The following is a 12,622-nucleotide window of genomic DNA, read 5'->3' as shown; positions in this document are numbered from 1 at the left end:
GAAATGTCAAACGACTCCTCCTCCCTTTATGAAATCTACGATACCCGCTTCCGGAACCTCGTCGTTCCAAGTGCCGGGCTGGAGGAGCTTTATTCAGACTGCCGCTGGGCGGAGGGACCTGTCTGGTTCGCCGATAGCGGATGCCTGATATGGAGCGACATTCCCAATGAGCGCATGCTGCGATGGGTGCCGGGCGGCGGCGTCTCGATCTTCCGCGCGCCGTCGAATTTTGCCAATGGCAACACGCGCGACCGGCAGGGGCGGTTGATCTCCTGCGAACATGGCGGTCGCCGGGTCACGCGCACGGAAATTAACGGCTCGATCACGGTGCTTGCCGACAGTTACAAGGGCAAGCGCCTGAACTCTCCGAACGACGTGATCGTTCGCTCCGATGGGTCCATCTGGTTCACCGATCCGACCTACGGTATCCTCTCGAACTACGAGGGTTACAAGGCGGAGCCTGAACAGGCGAGGCGCAATGTCTACAGGCTCGCTCCGTCAACGGGCGAATTGGAGATCGTCGTCGACGATTTCCGCCAGCCGAACGGCCTGGCATTTTCTCCCGATGAGACGAAGCTCTATGTTGCCGACTCTGCCGCCAGCCACGACATCAGCGCCCCGCGGCACATTCGCGTCTTTGACGTCGTCAATGGAAAGAAGGCGACGGATGGCCGGGTCTTCTGCAACATCGACACCGGCATACCGGACGGCTTCCGGGCCGATATCGAAGGCAATATCTGGACAAGTGCCGGCGACGGCGTCCATTGCTTCGCAGCTGACGGCACCTTGATCGGCAAGATCAAAATACCCCAGACAGTCGCCAACCTCACCTTCGGCGGCCCGCGACGTAACCAGCTATTTATCACGGCAACGCAATCGCTTTATCGCGTCTTCACGACCGCAACGGGTGCGCAGATGCCGTGAACGAGCCGGTGTGTCGTAGATAATGTTGATTGATGCTAGCCGACCTCCGCCACATCGGAGATCGGAACTTGATCCAAACAGCGACAGCGACGGGCGATTTCCCTGAATGCCAAAAGGAAGCGGCTTATGGCGAAAACTGGACAGGTTATAGACTTCGCGAGACTGACAAGAAGGGTTTTCGCGTCTTTAGGCTGCGTTGGGGCTTAAACCGCCGCTCAAGACAATCGCGGTAGCCGATGCCGATCAACGGTGCTGCCTTTATCGACGCTCGAAATCTTGAGGCGGAAATTCAGGGCATGGTGGATGACGCTACGCGATCGATGCGGTTTCGTGATGGCGCGACACTTGCCTCCTATGTCGCACCGTACATCGACATGGGCAGCGCCGGCGCGGGCCTTCATCACCCGGCGCGATCAGATCTGGGCCTGTTGCTAGGCCCAGCTTGAGAAAGCGCAGACCTCCGAACGCGGCGCAGCCATGAGCGATGGCCGGCTCGAAATCGATCCAGACCGGGGTGGTGGCAGCCTCGAGCAATGTGGCGCCCGAATATTTCCGTTCATTCGTCTTGTCGAGGATGGCCAACACCTCGACACCTCTGGCCGACGCCCGCTGTAGAGCATGAATGATCGACAGCGAGGTGAAGCCATAAGCCTGGACTCGGATGGAGGATCGAGCATGGTCGATGGCGTCAACGATCCTGCCCTCACACCGTTCGCCCGGCGTAAAGCAGACGGAAACGTTCGCCTCGACCGGCTGTCCTGCAAGGGCGTTTGAGGCGATTACCAGTAGAACAACAAGGATCGTGACAACCTCAAGCACGTAGATCCCTGCATTAGAGACCTAGGCGATGAATCGATGTCGCGTAGGCGCCCAAGCTTGTACCCCGGCCCTCCACCACAATTTGCATACCTGGCTTCAGCGGCTGCCTCAAGTCATCCTGCACGGAACAGAGACTGTCGAAGAACCATGGCAAATCGTGAAGTTCAATCGGCGAATAGCATCCTCGCCCCCCGTGGCCGTCCGCTTTCGCCACGGTATAGATGAATTCGACATGGTGGCCTGCAATTGCTGCGACCAGCATCGGCACCCCGTCGGTATTGGCGCGTCTCGTGGGCGTGCTCGGAATCATTATGGCATCGTTGAAGAACGATATGTGGATAGCCGATTGGAAACAACCGGAAGATGAAGCCGGAGGAGACAGAAATTCGCAGAGAGATCACGAATGATGCGCGCGATGTCGGCAGTTTGATATTCGCGATCATGATCCTGTTGGCGCCGATCATCATTGGCGCGCCGGCGCTTCTGCGATATCTCGGATGGATCTTGGCCTAAAAAGATGTCAACAAACAGTTGACACTGTCGTCTTTTTGCTTACACAGTCCTGAGCATGATCAAGACGTTTCGACACAAGGGCCTAGCGGATTTGTTTGAGACCGGCAAGACCGGGAAAATAGATCAAAAAATGCATTCCCGGATTTTGAAACGCCTTGACCGCTTAGACGTGGCCGAAAAACCGGAAGAGTTGAATCTCCCTGGCTTCGATTTTCATTCACTGAATGGCTTTAATCCTACACGCTACGCAGTTCATGTGAACGGACCATGGTGCATCACTTTCGAATTTGACGGCAAAGACGCAACTCGTGTCGACTATGAACAATATCACTAGGAGTAACAAAATGACCGAATATGTAGCTCGCCGTTCGCCCGACAGGTGCCCTACTCATCCGGGCGCGCTCCTTGAGGATGTCATCGCTGATACTGGTAGGAGCAAGTCCGAGATCGCCAAGATGCTCGACATTTCGCGGCAGCATCTTCACGACATTCTCCGCGGGAAAAAGGGTGTTTCTCCGATCATCGCGGCGCGCCTCGGCAAGTTGTTTGGGGACGGGACTGGAGTTTGGCTTCGCATGCAAGCTGCCTATGACGCTTGGCATGCAGAACGAGACCAGGATTTATCGACCATCCCCACGCTTCAGGTTGCGTGACATCGAGGCGCCCAACCTTTTGCGTTGCAAATATCACAGCCTGACGATGGGCATCTCAAAAATGTTCTTGTCAGGCTTGACCTGCATGTCCTCGAGCGCGCTGAGCCTTACAGGCGCGGGTTTCACCAACCCTGCACGCTATCGACGGACAGCTCCGGCCCGCTGTGGCGAACCCGGACAATTGCGGTTCTTCCATCTCCGATTCCCAACCCGCGCTAAGAAAGCTGTCCATTAACTGTAAGCGATGACGTGAGGCCATTACTTTTGGAAGTTCCAATAGCATGAGGGCGTCGAGATCGGTCGATGACCAACCTGCGGCGATGCGTTCAAGGGTTTGCGTCAGCCAGGCCAGTCGCTGTCGCGCACCAATGCCAGAAGGCTATCTGGTCCTTTTCGGAAGTCGATCGGGGAGGCTGGCCAAAAAGATTTTCGACCAGCCGGAATCATGCAGCGCACCGCTCGGATCAGCTTAAATAAATGCGGTTCGTCGATGGCAGCATTCACGCTGATCACTGTGTTATCGATGATAACGTCCACTGTGGAGCAATCAGCGGTTGTCGCCATAGACACCGGATCGACATCGGCCACCGTGGGCAGAGCTGCCGCCTTTTGCCTAGCCTTGCGCCGCCACGTAAACAATTCGACGGATCGATGCCGATACGCCGCGCTATTGCCCAGACGCTGGCTCCAGGCTCCATCGCTTCGGCCACCGCATTCATCGGACCAACGGCAAAACTGCCGCGGATCGCCCTCTAAGCGACCGGCTACAGCTTCAGACATAGCAATTCCCACCAAGCTCACTTGTTCACAAGAAGAAGCCCGATGCCCCGTCACCGCCAGACGGGACAATGCACCGCTTACGCGCAGCCGACCATTGCCGAGTTCATGACCGGGCTGGAAACGCAGTTTCCGCTGGTGCGGCCGGAATAGCCCTGTCTCAACTTCGTTGGGGGCGAGGCAGGGCTCGGAGGCTAGGCAACCGACCTCCGATGCGAATACCGGTTGTGGGCAGAAGTCTTCGCACAGTGACGCAATAAAGTCTGTCGCTTAACTGTAGCTGAAAAACTGGCCCTGCCGGTGGGGCCGAGCAGGACCAAGCACAGGGAAAACACTCATGTGCGCGAGTGGAGTTAACCGGGATAGGGCTAGCTCGCGGCCAAATGCTAGCATTGAATGTATTTCTTGTGAAGTTTTCTGCAACCCACGAGGTACGGCACTTCACCTCCCGCTGAAGCGTTTCAGGACATTCTAATTCGTCGCGAACGCGGGCCGGGTGCTTCGCGGTGCGTGGAGCATCCGCCTCATCATCGCGGGCGGCGGGGACGCGGCGTGATCGAAGCACTATTTCGCGGGTAGAAGCCGGCAGCGACAGGAGATATAGCGACACAGGCCGTCATGCCTGCTCGCATAAGTGGGACTTCAGGCTCGGATGTAGATCTTCTTAAGTCGAACTCTGCTGAACTTTATCGGTTTTCGATATGTTGTGAATCCGAGCGGCATCAATACCCGCCCGGCTGTGGGTGCTTGGCAAGCATGAGGTCCCGTAGCCCGCGGCTGCCGTCACGGTTGCCGGTAGCGGCGACTGCGGTGAAGATGAGTTCGGCATCGTCGTACATCTTGAGATTGAGATAGCAGTATCCGCGCAGCACCATGAGATCGACGCGCTCCTGCTGCAATTGCGCGCGCTGGTCGAGATAGAGCAGCGTCTCGTGGTAGCGCTTGCTCGAAAAGGCTGATAATGCGCGATCGGAGAGTATGGCCACCTGCAGTTCTGCAGCGCGTTGATGGTTCATTGGAGCCTTGGTTGCGGCCGCCGCTGCGTTGTTGGCGAGGCCTGCACGAAGATAGGCAAGGCTTTGGCCATAGGCAGCCTCTTCCCGCGACTTGGGATCGGTGTTGTTCAATGCAACGCCAAAGGCTTCCACGGCCTCCATCGGCCGATTGAGGTTCATCAGGCACCAGCCGCGCGACAAGGCATTGGCGGGCGTGAGCAGCTCCGCATTGACGGTGGTCGTGCATCCGGATGGCTGCCGCGCTGCGCGCGCAGGCGCTCTGGTGCGGGTTTCCGGTTCGGCATATTCGACTGGCGGGATACGCCGCCCAGGCACGACTGGCTGCGCCGCGATTGGCGCGTTGGCACTGGGCTGCGCTGCAGGAACTTGAGCTGCGACCTGAGGAGTAGCAGGCAATGCATATTGCGCGCTGCCCTGTGGCGTTGTCTGTGGTGGTGTTTGCGACGAGGCTTGCTCTGTCGGCTGCGCTGTCTGGTTGGGGGAGGGCAATGGCGCGGAGGTGGGTGAGCGCTGCGCCGGCTCGCCGAGGACGGCGATGCGTTGCGAGCGGCCGGCCCAAAGCCGTTGGACCTCGGCGACACCCTGCCGGTCGTTCAACTGATTGCGCGTGATTGCAAGACCATAGGCGGAAGGTTCGTCATCCGGCTTCCAGCGCAGGGCCGTCTCGAACCAGCGGGCGGCCGCCTGCGGTTGGTTCAGCGTGCGGGCGTACCAGCCGAATTGCTGTGCCGTCGGCACATATTTCTCTTTCACGATCTCGGCGGCAACGCGCTGCAACACGTCCTCACCGAGATTGGCGGGCGGCTGCAGGGCCATCAGATTGGCGGTCGCAGCAAGATAGGTCGCCATCGCATCCTTGGATTCGTTGCGCCATTTGTACATGGCGTCTTCGGCTTCCTGAGGCTTGTGGTCGGCAATCAGAACCAGGGCCAGTCCCTGGGAGATCGTTGCGGAATCGTCTTTCTCATGCGCGGCTTTGAACCATTGTCCAGCATCGCTGTAGTTGCCGCGGCGCAGATAGTACCAGCCAAGGAGCGTATCATCCGATGCCAGGCCCTGGCTGCGGGCGATACGTTCGACTTGAGACAGATAATCCTGCGCGACCGTCAGCTTGGGATCTTCATTGCCCTGGGCTACGAAACGGCGGGCAAGATCGGTCCTGATACTGTCAAACTCCCGTCCGCCATTGCCGTCGGGTCTCTCGAGCGCCAGCAAGTCCTGCATCGCCCGGTACGGTAGCAGGCCCGCAGCCTTCTGGATGGTGGCGAGCCTTTCCTGCGGATTGGTGCAGGCTTTCAGAACATATTTGTAGGCGTCCTCGCCGCGCGCCGCGCGATCCGTGCGGATGAAGGCCTCGGCAACACGCCAGAGGACGTCTATGTCGCTGCAGGTCAGCAGGCTCGGCGTGTTGGCGCCGACATCGATCACGGTCGCGTATTGTTTGAGGTCGGAGGCGTTGACAAGCCGTGTGCGGGCTTCTGCTATGTTAAGGCGCTCAAGGAGATCGGCGGGCGGCTGCCAGCCAGTTTCGGCCGTCTGGCGATCGGAAATGGCCTTGCGCACCTCTGCATAGCGGCCCTCCGAATAGAGCTGCCACATGGCCTCAAGCTGCTTGTCGCCATTTTGCGGGACAGCCAGCGGATCGGCGGGCGGCGTCCAATTGGGATAGAGCGCCTGCAGGCGCGAGATCTCGGCCTGCAGTCTTGCCTTGTCGCCACGGCTGGCAAAATAGCGCAGTGCGCTTTCATCCACCTTAGGCGGGTTATTGCCGGGTTGAGCCTGCCCCTGTTGCTGCGATGACGGCTGTTGTGTCGATTGCGGTGGCGGCGTGGTCTGTGCGACCGAATCCGATGTGACGGGGCTTGTCTGCTGCGTGCTCGAAGGCTCGGCAAGTACCGGGGATGGTGCGTTTGCCTGTATATGATCGGCAAGTGCCCGCAGATCGACGGGTTGTCCGGAGTTGCCGCCCTGCGTCATGTCGCCGGCGAGCGTGATCTGCGGTTCCAGGCGACTGGATTTTGCCAGCTTGATCTTGTCCTCAGGCGAGTCGTGATCCTTCGTTGCGAGCGTAAACCCCGCCACAGCGACGGCCGTGAAAGCCATAATCAAGGTGGACTTTATAAACACTCCGGGTGTTTCTCCGCGATGAAAGCCAGGCTCAATAGTTGCAAGGTAGCCGGGTAATAAAAGGATGGTGCGAACTGCCTGACCGAGGCCGGCAGTTTCGTTCCATTCACCACACACGCCACAACATGGTTAACAATTTCGTAACCGGGATCGGAAAGCTGGTCCTTCGGCCTGCCGGTTGTAAGGTCGATTGTCGCCGGCACATCTCCCTCGACAGTCATGCCTTGCCGCAGATGCGTGAGCAGGGCTTTGTCGTCTATGCCGGCCCGCGCCAGGTAAAGCGGGATCCTGACGGCATTATAGCCGAATTCCGCCTCGAAGCCGGCGGCGGGCTCCGGCTTGGCCTTCAGGCTGACCCAATCGGCCGGAAGCTTGCGTGGGCCGAACTGCATCGTGCGCAGCAAGGCTAGGCCATCGTCTTTCAGCTTCTGCCAGCGGTCGGAAGGCGCCAAGAGCGCCATGACCGGAAACGCCTCGAAGATCCAATAGGATGGATTGATGACAGGGCCGTCCTTGCGACCCGGCGGCAGATATCCATCCACACCCGGGATAAGCAGCGTCCGCCCTTCGGAATTGACGACCACATGCGAGAGGATTGCCTTGGCCATATTCGCAGCGGCCTGCAGATAGTCCTTCCTGTGCCAGGCCGATCCTGCAAGCGCCAGGGCATAGGCGATCAACATGTCGCCGTCGGAAGCGTCGTTCGTGTCCGTGACGTGAGGCGTGACGGCAGGATCCCATTTCCAGACGGCGAGACCATCGTCGCGGAGCAGGAGTTCTGTGCGGGTAAAATACCAAATCTGCTCGAAATCGGCCGGATTGTTGGCGAGATAGGCAAGCAGCAGACCGTAGCCTTGCCCTTCGCTGTGGCTGATACCATTATTGCCGTTGTCAATGATACGGCCGTTCTGATCGAGGAACCTCGCTTTATAGGCCGCCCAGGCTTGCGGATCGATCGCGGCACGCTGAGCTGCGAGTGGCTGGACCGCCATCAGGGCGGTTGCGGTGCAGATCGCAAGAAGGGAGCGCCAGCCTCTCATTCGCGCCTGCCGATCTTCGAAAGCACGCTCGCCGTGCTGATGCCGAGCAGGAAGGCGGCGGCTACGAACAGGAGTGCGTAGGACAGTATGTTGCTGGAAAGCCAGTTTGCGGCGATCAACCGATAGTTTGTCAGCGACCAGGGCTGGGAGGTGATGAAGGTGAAGCGGCTGACGGGAGTTGTATCGATCTTTCCGGTCTTGCCAGAATAGACGGTGATGCGTCCGCCGATCTCAGACCATGTGCTCTGCGCGGTCATTGCCTCCACGCCTGAGCGCAGATCCTGGGCGCTCGGTGCGGTCACAACGGTCCAGCCTGCATCATTGGTCGGATTTGCCTCCTGGGCGATCAGAAGGCTGTTGGCGTTCGACGGCGTGAACACCTGCTCCGAGCTGGGCATGAAGCGCAGCGAGCTCAGCGTGATATCGAAATTGCGATGCAGCCATTGCTGGAAGTGTTCCATCTGCCCTTGCAGCAATCCGCCGCTGATGCGGGAGCGCCAATCGGCGATCGTCACGGAGGCTTCCGGCGTGCCGGGCTGACCCGGGGCGGGCGGACGCCAGGCTACCTGGCTCGACGAGGAGATGTTCATTTGCGTGAGGACCGTCGACGGCAGTTGTGAGACGGAGCCGATGAACAGCGCGTTGCGGGTCCCGACTGTGTTTGAGGAGGCCGTCGGGTCGACGGCGATGGGATGTCCGGCAATGAGCGCCATTCGACCCAGGAGTGTCGCGGCCGCAGATAGCGTGTCGGCATCCGCCCGGTCGATGAAAAGCGCGGTCGGCTCGCTGCCACGATTGTAGGGGTAGCCGGTACCGGCGAATGCGGCAAGGTTGGGCCGCTGCGCAACCCTCGCAAAATCCGGGATGCGGAACTGGCTGGTATCGAACAAAGCAAAACGGGGTGTCGTGCTCGACGTTGCGGCCGGCGCGCACACGGAATCCTCGTCGGCCAGCAATATGGCTTCCAGCGTGATCGTGTTCAGGCCTGGCTTGAAATGGCGCATGGTGATGCGGATGGGCAGCTGCCGGAAGATGCCGCCCCCGGTCGCGGTGATCGGCTTCGTCGTGGCGATGCTGCCGTTGACGTAGACGTCGATATGGCTGCCCGGCCGCACATCCTTGGCATAGGCTGCATCAAGCAGGATGGTGGCTTCCCCATAGGCGTTCGCGTAGAAATCGGATGGAATTGCCACATTGAAGCTGGTGTGGAAGCGCCGCCCGGAGAATTCGGTGGTTTTGACCCCCAGCTGATCGAAGGAGAGGCTGGTATCGGAGTAGATCAGCGGCGCATCCGGGGCCGTCCAGCGCTGTGTCACCAGCAGATCGCGGCGGGTATTAGGGTCGCGGTCGGTCGGAGAAACCACCATATCGATTGCAGAGGAAATCGCCTGCCAGGATGGACCGCTGATAAGCAAGAGCTGCTGACCGCTACGCGGATCGGTCGCAAACGTTGCCAGAGCTCCATTTTGCGCCGCGGCCGGAACGGCAAAGACGGGTTGCAATTCCGCCGGCGTGCCGACGATAACGGCCATTTTGCCAGGACCTGGCAAGGGCAGCGCGTCCGTGTCGAACGAGAAGGTTTCGTTGGGCATTCCGCTGAGCAGGGCAAGGCCCTGCGCGAGGCGCAGGATCGGCTTGGTCGTCCCGGGTTGGGCAAGCGCCGGCACCACAAGATTGAACTGTGTCTTTCCGGCTCCGTCGACACCGATCGCGCGGATTGCATCGGTGGTCGATAGTCTTTCCGCCTCACTGCTGGCGAAGCTCAGATAGGTTTTCGCGGGATCGATGTCCGACCAGAGCTCGTAGGTCGAGGGGATATCGCAATCGACGCGGTGGCGTTGCGCTACCTCGAAGGTCAGCAGATTGGCGCCGGGTTGCAGAAGCCCGCGCGGCACGTCGAAAGTGACATCCGATTCGTTATCGGAGGAGCCGATCTGCTGCTGGTGCACGACGCGGTCGTTCAATAGGACGGTAAGCTGCGATGTTTCCGGAGCAACGACGACAGCGTTCTGATAGGCAAAGCTCAATTTCGCCGGTGCCGCTGCCTGTTCGGGCGTCAGATAGATCGACCAGGACCTGCGATCGGCCTCACCCTCCAATCGCAATTTGGCGAAAGGAACGACATAACGCCGAAACGCGGGAGTGGATGCAATGGCGGTCGCCGGTTTTGCCTTCGGCGTTGCCTGCGGACTTGCCTGAGCTGGGGCGACGGGTGTTGTGGCCTGCGGGGCAGCGGTTTGCGGCGTGCCGGCTGGCGGCGTTGTGACCAGAGGCGGGGTAACCTGTGGAGTAATGGTCTTAGGTGCAATGGCCTGGGGAATTGCGGCTGAAGGCGCCGTCGTCTTGGGTGGTTCGACCTGTGGTGTCGTCGTCTGCGGTATGATGGTCTGCGGTACTGTCGGCGATGCGCCCTTCGGCCGCTCGCCCGACATGTCGAAAGGTGCTGTCTGCGCCTGCGCGGCCGCAGCGCCAAGAAGAATAATAAGAGTAAGAAGAATATGGGTAGGCAGGATACGGTTCATCAGCTTCTCGCCTTCGCCTCCCGCCGCTGCTGGGGGCGATCCGAGCCCACGCCCCTGAAGAGATAGATCAAACCGCGGCTGGTCTGATAGAACGACAGGCTCAGGAACCAGATCGTTCCCCGGATGATGCCTGGGTTGCGCCGTCGCGCTTGCTGGAACTTCGTCCATTGATCGGAATTGGCGAAGACGAGATCGGCAATCAGGCGATGGTCGGCAGCGCCCTTCGGGATATACTGGCACCCAATGGCTGTGATGTCGCCCATATGCTCGATATTGCGGATCGCGACCGACAAGGTCACCATGTCGGCACCACTATAGGGCTGGAAGCGAATGGTGGCTTCCGAACCGACCTTGATCGATGCCATCCCCCTGTTGAAGACGTTCAGCCTGGCGCCATGGACGGAAACATCCTCGATGGATGCGGAGTTCCAGTTGCCGTCGGTCCCGAATTCGCTGCGCCGATCCACCCTGACGCGCCGAGAGGATGCCCGCTCCCCGCGTTCCGAGACGACGCCAAGTGCGCAGCCGGATAGGATGAGATTGATGAGGTTCCAGCCCCCGACGACGAGCGTCACATCCGCCTTATAGGGTTCCGCATAGACGCGGTATATGGTGACCGCCAGCGCAATGACCTGAACGGCGAAGATGACGAAGAACGGACGGCTGATCTCCGAGAGCCGGCTGACGGCGATCGATTCGTCCTTGGCGGTGACCTTGAAGGTCGGCTTACGCGGATTGAGCATGACCGAAACGACGGCGGGCAATAGATGCACCGTCTGGACATATTCATAGAGCTCGGAAATCCACGGCCAGCGGAACGAGCCATAGAGGTAATTCTGCATCATCAGGTTCACGAGCATGTAGGCAAGCGTGTAGGCGAGGAATTCGCTGCCCGACGCCGTAAAGATCTCGAGGTCGAAGAACAGATAGAAAAGCGGCGCGAACAGGAAAATGACGCGCGGGAATGGAAAGAGCCAAAAGAGCGTCGAAGACATGTAGCAGAGGCGCTGCGGCAGCGTCAGGCCGCGCTTCAGGAGAGGAAAGCGGAAGCGCAGGATCTGCATCATGCCCTGCGCCCAGCGGCTGCGCTGGCCGATGAAGCTGGCAAAGGTCGCCGGCTGCAGGCCGGCAATCAGCGGCTTGTCGACATAGATGCTGTTCCAGCCGGCTCCGTGCAGCGCAAGCGCGGTTTCGCAATCCTCAGTGATGCTGATGCCGCTGAAGCCGTTTTGCGATTCCAATGCCCGACGGCTGAGTACCGCGGCAGACCCGCAGAAAAAGGCCGCGTTCCATTTGTCCAGGCCGCGCTGAATGATGCCGTAGAACATCTCGTTCTCGCTCGGCATGCTGTCGAAGGTGCGCAGGTTGCGCTCCAGCGGATCAGGATTGATGAAGAAATGCGGCGTCTGCACGAGGAAGAGCTTTGGATCGTCCTCGAAATATCCGACCGTTTCGAGTAGAAAATCGCGCGCAGGCGCATGGTCGGCGTCGAAGACGGCAATCAACTCGCCGCTCGAATGCTCCAGCCCGTTGTTGAGGTTGCCGGCCTTTGCATGTTCGTTGCGCTCGCGCGTCAGATATTCGACGTCCAGATCGGCGCAAAGCTGCTTGAGTTCATTGTGGCGTGCGATCGCAGCCTGTGATTCCAGAACCTTCGTCGAGTTGCGCTTTTGCGCGGTGCCACCGTCGTCCAACAGCCAAACCCTGAGCTTATCGGCCGGATAGTCCATCGCCTTGGCCGAGGCGAGCGTATTGGCAAGCAGATTGGTATCTTCATTATAGGATGGTACGAATACGTCCACCGTCGGGAAATTCTGTGTCTTTGTCGCGCGTGCGGTGCGTGGAGGCAGGGGTGTTGCGACGATGAACAGGCTGAGCATCAGCATCGCGACATTGTACATTTCGGCGAGATAGAGCAGCAGGCCCGGGATGAAGTTTTCCGGCTGGTTGATCGGCGGCAGCGTGTAGGAGGTGCGCCAATAGACATAGCGCAGCACGATGGCGGTGCCGAAGGCCAGGGCGATCAGCCGCCAGGTACCCTGGCGCTTGAGGACCTTGATGACCGCCATGATGGTAACGACAACCGTGCCGGCAATCAGCTGGGTTTGAAGGTTGACCGGCAATGTGATCAGCACGATGCCGCATAGCGCTATCACGGCCCATATAAAGATGCTGCGTGCTGTGTGCATCGGTGTCCCTTCAAAGGTATTGCCAGACGCCATCCTGGCGTC

General features: G+C 59.5%; 9 protein-coding genes. 3 read left to right on the top strand and 6 right to left on the bottom strand.

Annotated elements, in window-relative coordinates:
* Positions 1–3 precede the first annotated feature (3 nt).
* Positions 4–924 (top strand): SMP-30/gluconolactonase/LRE family protein, encoded by a 921-nt coding sequence (locus HGP16_RS27080; protein ID WP_168843057.1) that lies wholly within the window; start codon positions 4–6, stop codon positions 922–924.
* Between the two features lie 309 nt (positions 925–1,233).
* Here HGP16_RS27080 and HGP16_RS27075 read toward each other — a convergent pair whose 3' ends face one another.
* On the bottom strand, positions 1,234–1,743 hold the full coding sequence (locus HGP16_RS27075) for a phospholipase D-like domain-containing protein (RefSeq protein ID WP_168843056.1): 510 nt from the start codon (positions 1,741–1,743) through the stop codon (positions 1,234–1,236).
* Between the two features lie 568 nt (positions 1,744–2,311).
* On the opposite strand from HGP16_RS27075, the gene HGP16_RS27070 reads away from it, so the two are divergent.
* Positions 2,312–2,590: a type II toxin-antitoxin system RelE/ParE family toxin gene (locus tag HGP16_RS27070; RefSeq protein WP_168843055.1), complete on the top strand. Its 279-nt coding sequence runs from the start codon at positions 2,312–2,314 to the stop codon at positions 2,588–2,590.
* A gap of 10 nt (positions 2,591–2,600) precedes the next feature.
* Entirely contained in the window at positions 2,601–2,909 is a 309-nt protein-coding gene (locus HGP16_RS27065; RefSeq protein ID WP_168843054.1) for a HigA family addiction module antitoxin, read from the top strand.
* A 339-nt stretch (positions 2,910–3,248) separates the two neighbouring features.
* Here the strand turns inward: HGP16_RS27065 and HGP16_RS27060 are convergent, their stop codons facing one another.
* The 5 genes from HGP16_RS27060 to bcsA form a co-directional block, all read right to left on the bottom strand.
* Positions 3,249–3,689 (bottom strand): hypothetical protein, encoded by a 441-nt coding sequence (locus HGP16_RS27060; RefSeq protein ID WP_168843053.1) that lies wholly within the window; start codon positions 3,687–3,689, stop codon positions 3,249–3,251.
* A 719-nt stretch (positions 3,690–4,408) separates the two neighbouring features.
* Positions 4,409–6,823: a cellulose synthase gene (locus HGP16_RS27055; protein ID WP_168843080.1), complete on the bottom strand. Its 2,415-nt coding sequence runs from the start codon at positions 6,821–6,823 to the stop codon at positions 4,409–4,411.
* Positions 6,820–7,869: a glycosyl hydrolase family 8 gene (locus HGP16_RS27050; protein ID WP_168843052.1), complete on the bottom strand. Its 1,050-nt coding sequence runs from the start codon at positions 7,867–7,869 to the stop codon at positions 6,820–6,822. The genes HGP16_RS27055 and HGP16_RS27050 overlap by 4 nt, the downstream gene beginning before the upstream one ends.
* Positions 7,866–10,391, bottom strand: a complete 2,526-nt coding sequence (locus tag HGP16_RS27045; protein WP_168843051.1) for a cellulose biosynthesis cyclic di-GMP-binding regulatory protein BcsB — start codon at positions 10,389–10,391, stop codon at positions 7,866–7,868. The genes HGP16_RS27050 and HGP16_RS27045 overlap by 4 nt, the downstream gene beginning before the upstream one ends.
* Positions 10,391–12,580, bottom strand: a complete 2,190-nt coding sequence (gene bcsA / locus HGP16_RS27040; protein ID WP_168843079.1) for a UDP-forming cellulose synthase catalytic subunit — start codon at positions 12,578–12,580, stop codon at positions 10,391–10,393. Before bcsA ends, HGP16_RS27045 begins: the two co-directional genes overlap by 1 nt.
* Positions 12,581–12,622 lie beyond the last annotated feature (42 nt).

It is taken from the genome of Rhizobium sp. P40RR-XXII (assembly GCF_012641405.1).
In the GTDB taxonomy this organism is placed as follows: Bacteria; Pseudomonadota; Alphaproteobacteria; order Rhizobiales; family Rhizobiaceae; genus Rhizobium.
This window is presented reverse-complemented; position numbering and strand designations above follow the sequence as displayed.

What these genes read in the sequence shown, in the direction of transcription:
- HGP16_RS27080 (WP_168843057.1), top strand. Translation starts at nt 4, where the DNA reads ATGTCAAACGACTCCTCCTCCCTTTATGAAATCTACGATACCCGCTTC.
- HGP16_RS27045 (WP_168843051.1), bottom strand. Translation starts at nt 10,391, where the DNA reads ATGAACCGTATCCTGCCTACCCATATTCTTCTTACTCTTATTATTCTT.
- HGP16_RS27050 (WP_168843052.1), bottom strand. Translation starts at nt 7,869, where the DNA reads ATGAGAGGCTGGCGCTCCCTTCTTGCGATCTGCACCGCAACCGCCCTG.
- HGP16_RS27065 (WP_168843054.1), top strand. Translation starts at nt 2,601, where the DNA reads ATGACCGAATATGTAGCTCGCCGTTCGCCCGACAGGTGCCCTACTCAT.
- HGP16_RS27070 (WP_168843055.1), top strand. Translation starts at nt 2,312, where the DNA reads ATGATCAAGACGTTTCGACACAAGGGCCTAGCGGATTTGTTTGAGACC.
- bcsA (WP_168843079.1), bottom strand. Translation starts at nt 12,580, where the DNA reads ATGCACACAGCACGCAGCATCTTTATATGGGCCGTGATAGCGCTATGC.
- HGP16_RS27060 (WP_168843053.1), bottom strand. Translation starts at nt 3,689, where the DNA reads ATGTCTGAAGCTGTAGCCGGTCGCTTAGAGGGCGATCCGCGGCAGTTT.